Source organism: Neorhizobium alkalisoli (assembly GCF_007829835.1).
Lineage (GTDB): Bacteria > Pseudomonadota > Alphaproteobacteria > Rhizobiales > Rhizobiaceae > Neorhizobium.
In genome coordinates this window covers 194528-209080 of record NZ_VIWP01000006.1, presented here as the reverse complement: position 1 = coordinate 209080, position 14553 = coordinate 194528, and the positions used below count along the sequence as shown (strand labels likewise).

At 60.3% G+C, this 14553-nt stretch carries 14 protein-coding genes; 5 read left to right on the top strand and 9 right to left on the bottom strand.

Going from position 1 to position 14553, the window contains the following annotated elements:
• Positions 1-1242 carry a 23S rRNA (adenine(2503)-C(2))-methyltransferase RlmN gene (rlmN, locus tag FHW37_RS22640; RefSeq protein WP_145640497.1) on the bottom strand — a complete coding sequence of 414 codons (1242 nt, stop codon included), beginning with the start codon at positions 1240-1242 and terminating at the stop codon, positions 1-3.
• Positions 1243-1464: 222 nt separating this feature from the next.
• Positions 1465-1968, bottom strand: a complete 504-nt coding sequence (locus tag FHW37_RS22635; RefSeq protein WP_145640495.1) for an invasion associated locus B family protein — start codon at positions 1966-1968, stop codon at positions 1465-1467.
• A gap of 324 nt (positions 1969-2292) precedes the next feature.
• Between FHW37_RS22635 and FHW37_RS22630 the strand changes: the two genes are divergently transcribed.
• On the top strand, positions 2293-2859 hold the full coding sequence (locus FHW37_RS22630) for a sigma-70 family RNA polymerase sigma factor (RefSeq protein ID WP_145640494.1): 567 nt from the start codon (positions 2293-2295) through the stop codon (positions 2857-2859).
• Positions 2860-2879: 20 nt separating this feature from the next.
• Here FHW37_RS22630 and FHW37_RS22625 read toward each other — a convergent pair whose 3' ends face one another.
• The 4 genes from FHW37_RS22625 to FHW37_RS22610 all read right to left on the bottom strand — a co-directional run bounded on the left by FHW37_RS22625 (position 2880) and on the right by FHW37_RS22610 (position 4987).
• Positions 2880-3278 (bottom strand): YkvA family protein, encoded by a 399-nt coding sequence (locus tag FHW37_RS22625; RefSeq protein ID WP_145640799.1) that lies wholly within the window; start codon positions 3276-3278, stop codon positions 2880-2882.
• A 67-nt stretch (positions 3279-3345) separates the two neighbouring features.
• The gene (locus FHW37_RS22620) at positions 3346-3648 is read right to left on the bottom strand and encodes a 4a-hydroxytetrahydrobiopterin dehydratase (RefSeq protein ID WP_145640492.1); all 303 of its coding nucleotides are present in this window, start codon (positions 3646-3648) and stop codon (positions 3346-3348) included.
• Between the two features lie 22 nt (positions 3649-3670).
• On the bottom strand, positions 3671-4258 hold the full coding sequence (gene thpR, locus FHW37_RS22615; protein ID WP_145640491.1) for an RNA 2',3'-cyclic phosphodiesterase: 588 nt from the start codon (positions 4256-4258) through the stop codon (positions 3671-3673).
• 66 nt (positions 4259-4324) lie between these two features.
• Entirely contained in the window at positions 4325-4987 is a 663-nt protein-coding gene (locus FHW37_RS22610; RefSeq protein ID WP_145640489.1) for an arylesterase, read from the bottom strand.
• Between the two features lie 74 nt (positions 4988-5061).
• Here FHW37_RS22610 and FHW37_RS22605 point away from each other — a divergent pair, with 74 nt between their 5' ends.
• The 4 genes from FHW37_RS22605 (at position 5062) to FHW37_RS22590 (ending at position 9971) form a co-directional block, all read left to right on the top strand.
• Positions 5062-5772, top strand: coding sequence for an ABC transporter ATP-binding protein (locus tag FHW37_RS22605; RefSeq protein WP_145640488.1), 711 nt, complete (start codon positions 5062-5064; stop codon positions 5770-5772).
• Positions 5769-8312: an ABC transporter permease gene (locus FHW37_RS22600; protein WP_145640487.1), complete on the top strand. Its 2544-nt coding sequence runs from the start codon at positions 5769-5771 to the stop codon at positions 8310-8312. Before FHW37_RS22605 ends, FHW37_RS22600 begins: the two co-directional genes overlap by 4 nt.
• 196 nt (positions 8313-8508) lie before the next feature.
• Complete coding sequence (locus tag FHW37_RS22595) at positions 8509-9291, top strand: Bax inhibitor-1/YccA family protein (protein WP_145640485.1); 783 nt, start codon at positions 8509-8511, stop codon at positions 9289-9291.
• Positions 9292-9413: 122 nt separating this feature from the next.
• Positions 9414-9971, top strand: a complete 558-nt coding sequence (locus FHW37_RS22590; protein WP_145640484.1) for a GNAT family N-acetyltransferase — start codon at positions 9414-9416, stop codon at positions 9969-9971.
• 16 nt (positions 9972-9987) lie between these two features.
• On the opposite strand, the gene FHW37_RS22585 is transcribed toward FHW37_RS22590, so the two are convergent.
• The 3 genes from FHW37_RS22585 to acnA all read right to left on the bottom strand — a co-directional run bounded on the left by FHW37_RS22585 (position 9988) and on the right by acnA (position 14509).
• Positions 9988-10386 carry a DUF2794 domain-containing protein gene (locus tag FHW37_RS22585; RefSeq protein WP_145640482.1) on the bottom strand — a complete coding sequence of 133 codons (399 nt, stop codon included), beginning with the start codon at positions 10384-10386 and terminating at the stop codon, positions 9988-9990.
• 344 nt (positions 10387-10730) lie between these two features.
• Positions 10731-11498 carry a DUF1223 domain-containing protein gene (locus tag FHW37_RS22580; protein ID WP_145640481.1) on the bottom strand — a complete coding sequence of 256 codons (768 nt, stop codon included), beginning with the start codon at positions 11496-11498 and terminating at the stop codon, positions 10731-10733.
• 317 nt (positions 11499-11815) lie between these two features.
• Complete coding sequence (gene acnA / locus FHW37_RS22575) at positions 11816-14509, bottom strand: aconitate hydratase AcnA (RefSeq protein WP_145640480.1); 2694 nt, start codon at positions 14507-14509, stop codon at positions 11816-11818.
• Between the last annotated feature and the right edge of the window lie 44 nt (positions 14510-14553).

Genomic DNA, 14553 nt, shown 5'->3' with positions numbered 1-14553 from the left:
TCAATCATCGTCTTCGCCGTGTCCGGCGATCATCATCGCCTCGAAGGCGAGGCGCTCGGTCTTGCGCATGCGCTCCGATTCCGACTTCAGCTGGCCGCAGGCAGCGAGAATGTCGCGGCCGCGCGGGGTGCGGATCGGCGAGGCGTAACCGGCCTGATTGATGAAATCGGCAAACTTTTCGATCGTCGCCCAGTCGGAACACTGGTAGTTCGTGCCCGGCCAGGGGTTGAACGGGATGAGATTGATCTTCGCCGGCACGCCCTTCAGGAGCTGCGTCAGCGCCTTGGCATCTTCCAGACTGTCATTGACGTCCTTCAGCATCACATATTCGAAGGTGATGCGGCGGGCATTCGACAGGCCCGGATATTTGCGGCAGGCCTCGATCAGTTCCTTCAACGGATATTTCTTGTTGATCGGCACCAGCATGTCGCGCAGCTCGTCGCGCACCGCATGCAGCGAGATCGCCAGCATCACGCCGATCTCTTCGCCCGTGCGATAGATTTCCGGCACGACGCCGGAGGTCGAGAGCGTGACTCGGCGCTTGGAGAGCGACAGCCCATCGCCATCGGTCGCGACCAGCAGCGCCTGCTTGACGCTGTCGAAATTGTAGAGCGGCTCGCCCATGCCCATCATGACGATATTGGTGACCTTGCGATCGCCGGTCGGCACGAAAGCGCCCGGCGGCGTATCGACACCCGGAAAGTCACCGAGACGATCGCGCGCCAGAAGCAGCTGCGCCAGAATTTCCTCGGCCGTCAGGTTGCGCACCAGTTTCTGCGTGCCGGTGTGACAGAAGGAACAGGTGAGCGAACAGCCGACCTGGCTCGAAATGCACAGCGTGCCGCGGCCCTCTTCCGGAATATAAACCGTCTCGACCTCGACCGGACGCCCTGCCCCGCGCGGCGGAAAGCGCAAGAGCCACTTGCGGGTGCCGTCATTGGAGATCTGTTCTTCGACCACTTCCGGGCGGGCAATGGTGAAATGCGTCTTCAGCATTTCGCGCATGTCCTTCGCCACATTCGTCATCTGGTCGAAATCGGAGACGCCGCGGATATAGAGCCAGTGCCAGAGCTGGCTGACACGCATGCGCACCTGCTTTTCCGGTACGCCCTTTTCATTCAGCGCCTGCGCCATCATTTCGCGCGTCAACCCGATCAGCGACGGCTTCGTGCTGAAGAGGTCAGGATTGGCAACGAGCGGCGTCTTGATGGCGAGGGGCGCCAAAACCTCTGAGACCGACATTTCTTTTAATCCCGTTCAAAGCATGCCTTCGCCGCGCACCTTGGGAGCGGCGCCGTGCGTTGCATGTCTATCCGTGAAACCAGTAAGGCCCCGGCAGCATTCGGCTCCGGACCATTGTTGCCGCGGGCTTTATCATCAAAATGCCGCCGCGTCACTATTCTTGGTTAAACGCGAAAGGCCGGTCAGATGACCGGCCTTTACATAGCGAAAAATCAAAAAGGCTTACTTGCAGGATTCGATCTGCTTCAGCGCCGCCGATACGCCCTGCAGCGAATAGTCATAGGAGGTCTTGGTGCCGCGACCGGAAACCGCGCTGACCTTCATGCCGTGGCCGGTCTTCATGGCAGCGACGAGGGCCGGTTCTTCGGCAGCGTTCTCCACCCAGGCAGCCTTGTCCTTGGTGAACATCGTGAAGCTCTTGTTGTCGATCGTCACGGTGACCTTGGAATTGGCCTGCAGCGGATAACCGACCATGGCCTGCGGTTCGTAGGAAATGTTCTGGCCGGGACGCTGCGAGACGATGAAGAAGATATCGCCGTGATCGACGCTTGCCGGTTCCTTCGTCGTCGGAACGGACAGCACGTAGCAGACGGTGCTATTGCCCTGCTTGTAGGAATAGGCGCCCCAGGCCTTGAACTGCTGGATACGGTTAGGCGTCTGGGCCGAAGCGATGCCGGTGCTCGCCAGGGTGAGTGCCATTGCGATTGCGACTGTTCTGAACGACATGATTTCCTGCCAATTTCTCATTTCAACGGCCCGAGCGGGCAAGCCTTCGAGGCGGGCTATGGTTGGGTTCATTTTGACTTAATTCCGGTTACCAAAGCGTCAACAGCTTCGGTTGAATGGTATGTACGTATCGATTTGATCACATTTCTGTGATTGCCGATCGTCCTGCGCATGGCTAAATATCCCGTCTGAAACGTGCTTGACGGCTCTACCTGACGAAAGTCAAAGGATCTGGGCAAGAGTTTGTCCTTTTCGGAACTCGCAAGTTGACATTAGAATGCCCGTAAGAGATGCGCCTTCACAGGAAAGCTTAGCGCAGATTAGATGCAAGGTGACGAAAGAGACCACTTCGCCCGCTTGACGAAGGCAGTGGCCGAGACGCGCGATCAAGCCGCGTTCACCCTTCTTTTCGATCATTTTGCACCCCGCCTGAAATCATGGCTGACTAAACGCGGCATGAAAACCGACGAGGCGGAGGAGCTTGTACAAGAAGTGATGACCATTCTGTGGCATCGCGCCAATCTGTACGATCCTCGTCGGTCGAGCCTCTCCACCTGGCTGTTCCGCATTGCGCGAAATCGCCGCATCGATGCGCAGCGCCGCGCCAAGACCCGCACGCTGGAAGGCCGTGAGCCGCTGCTGCAGCTGATCGAGGTACCGGGCGTCGATACCCTGTTCGAAAGCGAGGAGCGCGACGCGCGGGTGCGTCAGGCGCTGTCGCAGATCCCCGACGAGCAGATGGAGCTTATTCGCGCAGCGTTTTTCTTAGGTCAGACCCATTCGGAGATTGCGGCTTCCACAGGCCTGCCGCTCGGCACGGTAAAATCACGTATCCGGCTCGCCTTCGAGCGCCTGCGCCGCGTACTCGACGAACCCGCCTCCGGCGAGTGAGCGCTGAGGTAGGAGCCCGATCAGGCCTTGTGCATATCCGCCTTGATATCGGGATGGGTGCCGAGCGCCTCATCGGCTGCATCGTAATGCCGGTCGGCAATATGGCCCTGGATCATCCGAAGCGCCGTGGCCAGAACCGCGATATCGTCCGTGTAACCGACGACCGCAAAAAAATCCGGCACGAAATCGAAGGGCAAAACGAAATAAGCGAGCGCTGCCAGAAGCAGGCCACGCACCCGCGTCGGCGTCTGGGGATCGATGGCACAATAATAGGCGGCGACCAGATCGCGGCTGAACGGGACCTGCCGCATGGCACGTTTCAGGGTCGGCCAGAATTTTGCCTTAACCTGTTTTTCGCGCCGGCCCTGGGTTTCCTCGTCGCCGGGCAGCAGGATTTCGCCGATCTTCACGTCGTCCATGTTGGTATCAGCCATGGTCACTCCACCAGAAAACTCGCTTCGCAATATGGGAATGGCAGGATGGAATTCAATTGCGGCGCAAGAATGCCTGGTCCATGGCCTGCGCCAGCTTGAAATCCCGGTCGGTCAGCCCCTTCGTCACATGCGTCGTCAGCGACACCTCGACGCGCGAATAGCTGTTGGACCAATCCGGGTGGTGATCGAGCTTTTCGGCCAGAAGTGCGCATTCCGTCATGAAGCCGAAAGCCTCGACGAAATTCCGGAAAACGAAAGTCCGCGTGATCGCCTTGCCGGACGGCGCAAGCGCCCAGCCATCAACCGTTTCGAGCGCCGCCTGCACGGCGCCCGCATCCAGCGTCTCGTAACGCATGTCAAAAACTCCGGCCAAAGCCTCAGTAGAAGCTTTTCACCGTCTCCATGTCGTCGTGAACATTGCCGAAGCTTAGCTCACGAAGCGGAAACACTTCCTCCGTCAGATAAGGCCCGCCACCGACGGATTCCTTCGAAGACAGAAGCACGAAGCGTGAAACGGTAAAAGGCGCAGTGTAGAAATTACTGCGCCCTGACAGGTAGTGTACGACATCATCGAGACGGCAGTTTTTCAGCCGCCCCAAGGTCACATGCGGCGTGAACTTCCTTGGATCGGGCGGCAGCCCGATACGCTGGCAGATCCGCTCGATTTCCCCCTGCAGCGCATACATTTCAGGATGAGGTGCAACGCTTGCATAGACCGAATGCGGCTTCTTCGAACCGAAGGAACCGATACCGGTCAGGGTTGTCTGGAATTCTGGCCGATCGATACGGTCGAGGCGATCGACGATCTCGTCGGCAGTCCGTCCATCGACATCACCGATAAAACGCAGGGTGATGTGATAATTTTCCACGTCGATCCATCGGGCCCCGGGAATTCCTCCCCGGAGAAGCGAGAGGCTCATGGCGACATTGCGTGGAATTTCGAGGGCGGTGAAAAGTCTCGGCATTGGGACCTCCTCGAATCTATTGCAGACGCTAACAGCGAATCACGCAACGAGGTTCCGTGCAAGCTGTTATTTTCCCTTATTTTCGATCGCCCCCAGGAAGGTTTCCACTGCAGGTAGGCTCTTCTCCACCATGATGCCGACACCCTTCGGATTGGGGTGCATGCCGTCTTCCAGCTGCGTGCCCGGCACGGTCGCGACGCCATCGAGGAAGAAGGGGTAGAGCGGCAGCGCATATTTGTCGGCCAGCCGCTTGTAGATCGGATTGAACTTGTCTGCGTAATCGCCGCCCATGTTCGGCGGCGCGAAGATACCGATCAGGAAGATCGGGATGTTGCGCGCCTTCAGCCGCGTGATCATCGCATCGAGGTTCTTTTCCGACTGTTCCGGCGAAATGCCGCGCAGGGCATCATTGGCGCCGAGTTCCAGAATGACGCCGGACGTGCCATCCGGCACCGACCAGTCGATCCGCGCCAGCCCGCCCGAGGTCGTATCGCCGGAAACGCCGGCATTGGTGATGGTGACGTTTTGCCCCTTCGCCTTCAGGGCCGCCTCGAGCTGTGCGGTATAGCTTTCCGTCGGCGCCAGCTGGTAACCGGCCATCAGGCTGTCGCCGAAACCGACCAGCTGAACCGGAGCCCCCTTTGGCGTCCCTTGCGCAAAAGCCTGGGTTCCAGAGAGCGCGACTGCGCTCATGACGATGAATTGAAGCAGGCTTGCTTTAAAACGCACGATCCGTCTCCTAAATTGGCCTTTACCGCAATGCGGCACGATCTGCCCGGTTCCCCAATATAGGATGCTTCGCTTTGACTAAAACCATCATCGCGTTGAGGAACGCCGATTTGACCCTCGGCAGCGCCGCAGCCTCCGTCCATGTCCTCAAAGGCATCGATCTGGATATTGCAGCAGGCGAAGCGGTCGGTATCGTCGGCCCGTCCGGCTCCGGAAAATCCACGCTTCTGATGGTTCTGGCCGGTCTCGAAAGGCTGGACAGCGGCGAGATCGTCATCAAGGACACCGCCCTGCATGATCTCTCCGAAGACAAGCTCGCCGATTTCCGCGGCCGCAATATCGGCATCGTCTTCCAGTCCTTTCACCTGATCGCCAACATGACGGCACTCGAAAACGTCGCAGTCCCGCTCGAACTCGCCAATGTGAAAAACCCTTTCGACATCGCCAGACGCGAGCTGACCGCCGTCGGCCTCGGCGAACGTCTCAGCCATTATCCCGGCCAGCTTTCCGGCGGCGAACAGCAGCGCGTGGCGATTGCCCGCGCCCTTGCCCCCTCGCCTTCCGTGCTGATCGCCGACGAACCGACCGGCAATCTCGATACCGAGACCGGCAAGCAGATCGCCGATCTTCTTTTCGCCAAACAGGCCGAACGCGGCATGACCATGCTGCTCGTCACCCATGACAACGCGCTGGCCGCCCGCTGCTCCCGCCAGATCCGCGTCCGTTCCGGCGAGATCGTCGGCGACAGCAATGAGCGCAGCGGCGCCAAGGTTGCCTCCGCATGAGCGTATCGCTGCACCGCCTGCGGATCGCTTTCCGGCTGGCCCTGCGCGAAATGCGCGGCGGGCTTGCCGGTTTCTACATTTTTCTCGCCTGTATCGCGCTCGGCACCGCGGCGATTGCCGCCGTCAATTCCGTCTCGCAGGCGATCACCGAAGCGATTGCCAGCCAGGGCCAGGAACTTCTGGCCGGCGACATCCGCTTCGAGCTCAACAATCGCGAAGCGACCGGCGCTGAACGCGCCTTCTTCGATGGTCTTGGAAAAGTCTCGGTCGCGACCGGCCTGCGCTCCATGGCCCGCAAGCCGGACGGATCGGAACAGGCGCTGGTCGAGGTGAAAGCCGTCGACGACGCCTATCCGCTCTATGGCACGCTGCGTTCCGAGCCGCAGGCACCGCTTTCCGACCTGCTAGCCAAACAGGGCGACACCTTTGGCGCGCTCGCCGCTCCGCTGCTTCTCGAACGTCTCGGCATCAAGCCGGGCGACGAACTCCTGCTCGGCAACACAAAAATCACCCTGCGCGGCACGGTCGAATCCGAACCAGACGCCCTGTCCGACGGCTTTGGTTTCGCGCCGCGGCTGATGGTCAGCCGTGATGCGCTGGTCGCATCCGGCCTGATCACGACCGGCAGCCTTGTCGAACATGCCTACAAGATCAGGCTCAACGATCCGGCCATCCGCGCCACCCTGACGGACCGCGCCAACAAGAAATTTCCGAGCGCCGGCTGGTCGGTACGGACCAGCAACAGGGCCGCGCCGTCGCTGACCGAAAATGTCCAGCGCTTCAGCCAGTTCCTGACGCTGGTCGGACTGACGGCACTGATCGTCGGCGGAGTCGGCGTCGCCAATGCCGTCCGCGCCTTTCTCGATTCCAAGCGCACGACAATCGCCACCTTCAAATGCCTGGGCGCACCGGCCTCGGTCGTGACGATGATCTACCTCTTCCAGATCACCATTCTGGCACTGATCGGCATCGCGATCGGCCTTGCCCTCGGCACGATCGCGCCGATCGCAGCCCTGCATTTCCTCGACGGCGTCCTGCCTGTGCCAAAAGGCCCGGTCTTCTATCCCGGCGCCCTCATTCTCGCAGCGCTCTTCGGCCTGCTCATCACCATTGCCTTCGCGCTTCTGCCGCTCGGCCACGCCCGACGTGTGCCGGCAACCGCGCTTTTCCGCGAACAGAGTTTTGATGCCGCCCGCTGGCCGCCTTTGCTTTACCTGCTCGGTGCAGCCGCATCGCTGGCAGCCCTTGCCGCGCTTGCCGTCTATTCGGCCGAAGACCGCTTCATTGCCTGGGTCTTTCTCGCCGCCGTCGCAGGCGCCTTCGTCCTGTTGCGCCTCGTCGCGGCCCTGATTGCGGCGATCGCCCGGCGTAGCCCGCGCGTCAATTCCCCCGCGCTGCGGCTCGCGATCGGCAATATCCACCGCCCCGGAGCGCTCACGCCTTCCGTCGTACTGTCACTCGGCCTGGGCCTCGCGCTCCTCGTGACGCTCGCTTTGATCGACGGCAACATGCGCCGCCAGCTGACCGGCAGCATCGCCGAAAAGGCACCGAACTTCTTCTTCGTCGATATCCAGGGCACGGAACGCCAAGGTTTCGTCAATATCTTGAAGCAGCAGTCCCCGCAGGGAACCATCACCCAGGTGCCGATGCTGCGCGGCCGTATCCTCGCCTTCAACGGCAAGGATGTCAGCCAGATGAACGTGCCGCAGGCCGGACGCTGGGTGCTGCGCGGCGACCGCGGCATCACCTATGAGGAAAGCCTGCCGTCGAATTCGAAACTGGTCGAAGGCGAATGGTGGAAACCGGATTATGCTGGCGAGCCGCTCGTCTCCTTCTCCGCGCAGGAGGCGAAGGAACTGGGCCTGAAGATTGGCGACACGGTTACTGTCAACGTTCTCGGCCGCAACATCACGGCAAAGATCGCCAATTTCCGGCAGGTGGAATGGCAGAACCTCTCCATCAACTTCGTCATGGTGTTTTCGCCCAACACGTTCCGCGGTGCGCCGCATGCCTGGCTGGCGACGCTGAGCGATCCTTCCGCCACGCCGCAACAGGAAGCGGCCACCCTGCGCGCCGTCAGCAATGCCTATCCGACCATCACCACCGTCCGGGTCAAGGATGCGATCGATATCGTCGACCAGTTGATCGGCCAGCTGGCGACCGCCATCCGAGCGGCTGCCGCAGTCGCCCTCATCGCCTCCGTCCTCGTCCTTTCAGGCGCACTTGCCGCCGGCAACCGGGCCCGCACCCATGATGCCGTGATCCTGAAGACGCTTGGGGGCACACGCTCCATGCTGATCCGCGCCTTCTCTTACGAATACATGATCCTCGGCGCGGCAACGGCGGTCTTTGCACTGGTCGCGGGCGGCATTTCCGCCTGGTTCATCGTCGTGAAGATCATGCATCTGCAATCGACCTTCCTGCCGGATGTGGCGATCATCACCATCGTCGCCTCGCTGGTCCTGACGGTCGGCATCGGGCTTGCGGGCACATGGCGCGTACTGGGGCAGAAGGCAGCGCCCGTGCTCCGCGAATTGTGATCGCTTAATTGGACGAATCGACGGTGCAATCACGTTGAGAAAGCCTGTGCGGCCCGCACCGCGCGGCTCACCCCTTGTATGTGTCGCGATATCGCATCATATTTCATAGCAGGCTTGCTGGAGCTCCGCAGCGGCGCCTGGGTCTGACCAAAGGGGGCCCGACACCGTATTCAATCCGGAGCTTAAAGAGGAAACAATGGCTGACTTCAATAACTATCAAAACCGAATGGCGCAGGCTCGCGCCCAGTCGGGTGCGATGATCGACGAAGGCCTTCGTGCATACATGCTCAAGGTCTATAACCTGATGGCCATCGGCCTCGCCATCACGGGCATTGCAGCATTCGGCATGTCCGCGCTTGCGACGACGACCGATGCCGCTGCAGCGGTTGCACGTCTTCCGAACGGCATCATGCTGACCAGCCTTGGCGCTGCCGTTTATGGCTCGCCGCTGCGCTGGGTCGTCATGCTCGCCCCGCTCGCCCTGGTGTTCTTCCTGAGCTACCGCGTTAACAAGATGAGCGTGAGCGCAGCACAGGGCACCTTCTGGGGTTATGCCGCGCTGATGGGTCTGTCGCTGTCGTCGATCTTCCTGGTCTATACCGCCCAGAGCATCGTCCAGACCTTCTTCATCACCGCCGCTTCCTTCGGCGCGCTGTCGCTGTACGGCTACACCACGAAGCGTAGCCTGTCGGGCATGGGTTCGTTCCTGATCATGGGCCTGTTCGGCGTCATCATCGCCTCGCTGGTCAACATCTTCCTGCAGTCGTCTGCACTCGGTTTCGCCATCTCGGTGATCGGCGTGCTGATCTTCGCAGGCCTCACCGCCTACGATACGCAGAAGATCAAGGAAATGTATTTCGAAGCCGACGACGTCGCCGTCATGGGCCGCAAGGCCATCATGGGTGCGCTGACGCTCTACCTCGACTTCATCAACCTCTTCACCTTCCTGCTGCAGTTCCTGGGCAACCGGAACAACTAAGCGGTACGACCAAGAGAATTTCAGAAAAGGCGGCTTTCTGGCCGCTTTTTTTGTTGCCGCTCTGCGGGGTCAAACATAGTCTCTGCCCATTCAAAACCGCTTGAGCCTCAGTATCCCCGCCCATGACGTTTCATCTCGAAGACGCGACTGCCGCCGACATTGCTGCCATCACCGAGATCTATCGGGACAGCGTCCTAACCGGCACCGCCAGCTACGAAATTACGCCACCTGACGAGGCGGAGATGGCCAGCCGCTTCGAAGCGATCACCGCAAAGGGTTACCCCTATATCGCCGCACGCGATGAGGACGGCGCGCTTCTCGGCTACGCCTATGCCTCGGCCTTCCGCACACGCCCGGCCTATCGCTGGCTGGTGGAGGATTCGATCTATCTCGCACCGGCAGCGCGTGGCCGCGGCGTCGGCAAGGCGCTGCTCAAGGAATTGCTGGTGCGCTGTGAGGCACTCGGCTTCCGCCAGATGGTCGCCGTCATCGGCGGCGCCAGCCCGGCCTCGGTCGGCGTGCACAAAAGCCTTGGGTTCGAGATGACCGGCACCCTGAAAGGCACCGGCTTCAAGCACGGCAAATGGCTGGATACCGTCCTGATGCAGATCGAGCTCGGAGACGGCAAGGCGACGGATCCCGACCTCAAAACCTATCCCGGCACGCTGTTCTCGGAATAAGGGCCGGCTGATCTGCTCAGTCGATCAGCTTCAGCGCCTTGTCGAACACCTTGAGAACCTGTTGCAGGTCGTGCCCGCGTTTCAGGATCATGCCGTGGGTGTTGACGACGGAAAAGGCGCCCTGCTTGGCGGCCAGTTTCGGGTTTTTCTCGACCCGGAAAAGCGGCATTTCGCCCGATCGCTTGAAGATCGAGAACACGGCCTTTTCCCGCATGTGATCGATTGCATAGTCTTTCCATTCCCCCTCGCCGACCATGCGGCCGTAGATCCAGAGAATCGCATCCAGTTCGCGGCGGTGAAACGTTACGGGAGCGGGATCGAGGTTCTTGCGATATTCGCTGAGGCTGACGACGGAGGCTGTCTCTTGCCCCCCCTGGCCCCCTTGCCCTCTTGGCAATTCAGGCTGATCGGTCATCAATGCTCCGGTCTTGTCGGCCAAAAGGCTCACATGTCAAACAGGTGACAGTCTGCCCCAGATGGCGGAAAATGCAAGCCCACCCGATGGAGGCACCCTCCCGGCAGAGGTTTTTATTCTCGCCCCATTTCGGACAAATCGGTGCCGAATTCGCATATCATCTTCGCAGCGTTGGTTGGCGCGTTTCTTGGCGCCATCAGGCCCGGTTCGGTTCGTTGACCCTTACCCCCAGCCCCCCAATGATCCTGGATCGGGCCGCCAACACGCTCTCCAAAATATGATTCGCAAACGCGTGTGGTGGCACGGCGCCGCACGCGACCCGCCGTAATCGCGCGGAAAAAAGATCAGTTGTTTTCCTTCTTGCGGCCGACCATCAGGACCGCCGCACCAAGGATAGCCGCCGGCTCGCCATTTGCTCCGGATGTCTGGACAAGAATGGCGCAGCCATCCTTCTTCGACTTGCCCATGAGCTTGCCGGGCAGTTTCAGCGTCATGCTCTGGCCGTTCCACATGCCGACCGACTGTACGTCATAGACGCTGTGCCAGTAGTTCATGCTCTTGCCGCTGTTTTCGCCCTTGGTGACCTCGATCTGCTGCTGCTTGGTGAAATAGGCAACGACAACATCGGCCTCGCGCACATCCTGAGACTGGCCGGCGCCGATCTCGATCTCGATCTCGTCACCGCGCATCGTCGCATTGACCGGAACCGTCAGGCCCTCGCCCTTGTCGCGCAGGTAATCGATCTTGGAATTGATCGTCTTCAGGTCCGTGCCCTTGGCATGGTCGCGACCGTTGATGATCACCTGCGGTGTGCAGACGCCGCTGCGGCCGAGCGTCTTGGCATAACCATATTGCCGCTCGGTATTTTCCTTCGAGCCGAGCGTATCCATCCAGCCGAGATAGTTCCAGTAATCGACATGGTAGGACAGCGCGACCAGATCGCCCTGGGCAACCAGTTCACCGAAAGCCGTATCCGCCGGCGGACAGGATGCACAGCCCTGAGAGGTGAACAGTTCCACCACGCCCTTCGGCGTCCGGGATTCGCCTGCAAGCGCGCCGGTCGCAAGCAACAGGCCTGCCATCAGGATCGCGGCGGGAAGTCGAAACGGCATGGATGGAAAACTCTCTCTGGCGGATCTCGATTGTGGATGTCTGCCCGGACGCTACTGCGCCCCGCGGCTCGAACAGCCGAAAAGTAACCATCGGCGGACGCAAACAGGAAGTCACAAGGGGGTGAATGCGAATTATGTGATCAAGCTTCACATAGGACAATCTGAACGGGTGCCGCAACAGGGATGAAAGATCGAAAGCGACTCTGCTCAACCCGAAGTTACGCCGGAGCCAACGTCATGCCCCAGGACTGCAGCCCGTAACCCTCATGAAAAATCCGCCGGAATTGCTTCCGGCGGATCTCTTTATCTTGAGTGGATTACGCAGCGAGATCGCGCAGAACGGTCTGCAGGATGCCGCCATTGTTCATGTAGATGACCTCATCCAGCGTATCGATGCGGCAAAGGATGTTGATCTCCTTCACCGTTCCGTCGCCATAGGTGATCTTGGCCACCTTCCATTCGCGCGGCTTGATATCGCCTTCCAGGCCCTCGATCGTCACGGTTTCGTCGCCCTTGAGGTCGAGCGAGGCCCAGGTCGTGCCTTCCTCGAAGACGAAGGGAACGACACCCATGCCGACAAGGTTGGAGCGGTGGATACGCTCGAACGACTGGGCGATGACCGCCTTGACGCCCAAGAGATTGGTGCCCTTGGCAGCCCAGTCACGCGACGAGCCGTTGCCATATTCGACACCGGCGAAGATGACGAGCGGCGTGCCCTCTTCCTTGTACTTCATGGCGGCGTCATAGATCGACATCTCTTCCTTCGAAGGATAGTGGATCGTATAGCCGCCTTCCTTGCCGTTCGGGCCGAGCATGTGGTTGCGGATGCGGATATTGGCGAATGTGCCACGCATCATCACTTCATGGTTACCGCGGCGCGTGCCGTACTGGTTGAAGTCGGCAACCGCAACGCCGTGCTCGGTGAGGTAGGCACCGGCCGGCGAAGCAGCCTTGATCGAACCGGCCGGAGAAATGTGGTCGGTGGTGATCTTGTCGCCGAAGAGACCGAGGACGCGGGCGCCCTTGATGTCCTTGATACCGCAGCCCTTCTTGCCCATGCCGACAAAATAGGGCGGGTTCTGGACATAGGTGGAATTGTTATCCCAGGCATAGGTCTCGCCGTCCGGAATCTGGACGGCCTGCCAGTTGGCATCGCCCTTGAACACGTCCGCGTATTTGGTTTCGAACAGTTCGCGGGTGACGTATTTCTGGATGAATTCCTGCACCTCGGCAGATGTCGGCCAGACATCCTTGAGGAAGACCGGGTTGCCGTTGCGGTCTTCGCCGAGCGGCTCCTTGGTCAGGTCCTTCTGCACCGTGCCGGCCAGCGCATAAGCGACGACGAGCGGCGGCGAAGCAAGATAGTTGGCCTGAACGTCCGGCGAGATGCGGCCTTCGAAGTTACGGTTGCCGGAAAGCACGCCCGAAACGATCAGGCCCTTGTCGTTGATCGTCTTCGAAATCGGCGCCGGCAGCGGGCCGGAATTGCCGATGCAGGTCGTGCAGCCGAAGCCGACTAAGTTGAAGCCGAGCGCGTCGAGGTCCTTCTGCAGGCCCGACTTTTCCAGATATTCGCCGACGACCTGCGATCCCGGTGCCAGCGAAGTCTTGACCCAGGGCGCCGTCTTCAGGCCCTTGGCGACCGCATTGCGGGCAAGAAGGCCGGCAGCGATCAGCACCGACGGGTTGGATGTGTTGGTGCAGGACGTGATGGCGGCAATCGCCACATCGCCATGGCCGAGATCGAAATCCGTGCCTTCGACCGCATAACGGTTATCCAGCTGGCCGGGCTTCTTGTATTCGCCCTCGAGCGATCCGGCAAAACCGGACGCGATGTTTTCGAGCGGGATGCGGCCTTCCGGACGCTTCGGGCCGGCCATGGACGGAACGACGTCGCCGAGATCAAGCTCGAGCGTGTCGGTGAAGACGAGGTTCGAACCGTCATTGTCGCGCCACATGCCCTGCGCCTTCGAATAGGCTTCGACGAGAGCGATACGCTCCTTGGTACGGCCGGACATGTTGAGATAGTTGACGGTTTCGGCATCGACCGGGAAGAAGCCGCAGGTCGCGCCATATTCCGGGCCCATATTGCCGATCGTCGCACGGTCTGCGACCGGCATATTGTCCATGCCGGGGCCGAAGAACTCGACGAATTTCGAAACCACGCCCTTCTTGCGCAGCATCTGCACGACGGTCAGAACGAGGTCGGTCGCGGTGACGCCTTCCTTGAGCTTGCCGGTCAGCTTGAAGCCGATGACTTCAGGCAGAAGCATGGAGACTGGCTGGCCGAGCATCGAGGCTTCCGCTTCGATACCGCCGACGCCCCAGCCGAGAACGCCGAGACCGTTGATCATCGTGGTGTGGCTGTCGGTACCGACGCAGGTGTCCGGATAGGCGGTGACTTCGCCGTCTTCCTCATTGGTCCAGACCGTCTGGCCGAGATATTCGAAATTCACCTGGTGACAGATGCCGGTGCCCGGAGGAACGACGCGAAAATTCTTGAACGCCTGCTGGCCCCATTTCAGGAAGCGATAACGTTCGCCATTGCGCTGATATTCGAGTTCGACATTGCGGGCAAAGGCCGTCGGCGTGCCGAATTCGTCGACGATGACCGAATGGTCGATGACGAGATCGACGGGCACGAGCGGGTTGATCTTTTCAGGATCGCCGCCGAGCGCCTTGATACCATCGCGCATCGCTGCGAGGTCGACGACGGCGGGAACGCCGGTAAAGTCCTGCATCAGCACGCGGGCCGGGCGATAGGCGATTTCCGCCTCGGTCAGGCCCTTGTTGTTAAGCCATTCTGCAACCGAAAGGATCTGCTCCTTGGTGACGGACTGGCCGTCTTCGAAGCGTAGCAGGTTTTCGAGCAGAACCTTCATCGAGAAAGGAAGGTTCGAAACGCCGGGAAGGCCGTTCGCTTCCGCCTTCGGGAGGCTGTAATAGACATAGTCCTTACCGTCCACGGTAAGGACGGAACGACATTGAAAACTGTCGAGAGATTTGGTCACGGAAAGATAACCCCGCTAAGATCAAGAGCCAACACGCGCGTGCG

Bases quoted from the DNA above. Each gene is read 5' to 3' on its own strand.
- rlmN (WP_145640497.1), bottom strand. From the start codon at position 1,242: ATGTCGGTCTCAGAGGTTTTGGCGCCCCTCGCCATCAAGACGCCGCTC.
- FHW37_RS22635 (WP_145640495.1), bottom strand. From the start codon at position 1,968: ATGTCGTTCAGAACAGTCGCAATCGCAATGGCACTCACCCTGGCGAGC.
- FHW37_RS22630 (WP_145640494.1), top strand. From the start codon at position 2,293: ATGCAAGGTGACGAAAGAGACCACTTCGCCCGCTTGACGAAGGCAGTG.
- FHW37_RS22625 (WP_145640799.1), bottom strand. From the start codon at position 3,278: ATGGACGACGTGAAGATCGGCGAAATCCTGCTGCCCGGCGACGAGGAA.
- FHW37_RS22620 (WP_145640492.1), bottom strand. From the start codon at position 3,648: ATGCGTTACGAGACGCTGGATGCGGGCGCCGTGCAGGCGGCGCTCGAA.
- thpR (WP_145640491.1), bottom strand. From the start codon at position 4,258: ATGCCGAGACTTTTCACCGCCCTCGAAATTCCACGCAATGTCGCCATG.
- FHW37_RS22600 (WP_145640487.1), top strand. From the start codon at position 5,769: ATGAGCGTATCGCTGCACCGCCTGCGGATCGCTTTCCGGCTGGCCCTG.
- FHW37_RS22595 (WP_145640485.1), top strand. From the start codon at position 8,509: ATGGCTGACTTCAATAACTATCAAAACCGAATGGCGCAGGCTCGCGCC.
- FHW37_RS22590 (WP_145640484.1), top strand. From the start codon at position 9,414: ATGACGTTTCATCTCGAAGACGCGACTGCCGCCGACATTGCTGCCATC.
- FHW37_RS22585 (WP_145640482.1), bottom strand. From the start codon at position 10,386: ATGACCGATCAGCCTGAATTGCCAAGAGGGCAAGGGGGCCAGGGGGGG.
- FHW37_RS22580 (WP_145640481.1), bottom strand. From the start codon at position 11,498: ATGCCGTTTCGACTTCCCGCCGCGATCCTGATGGCAGGCCTGTTGCTT.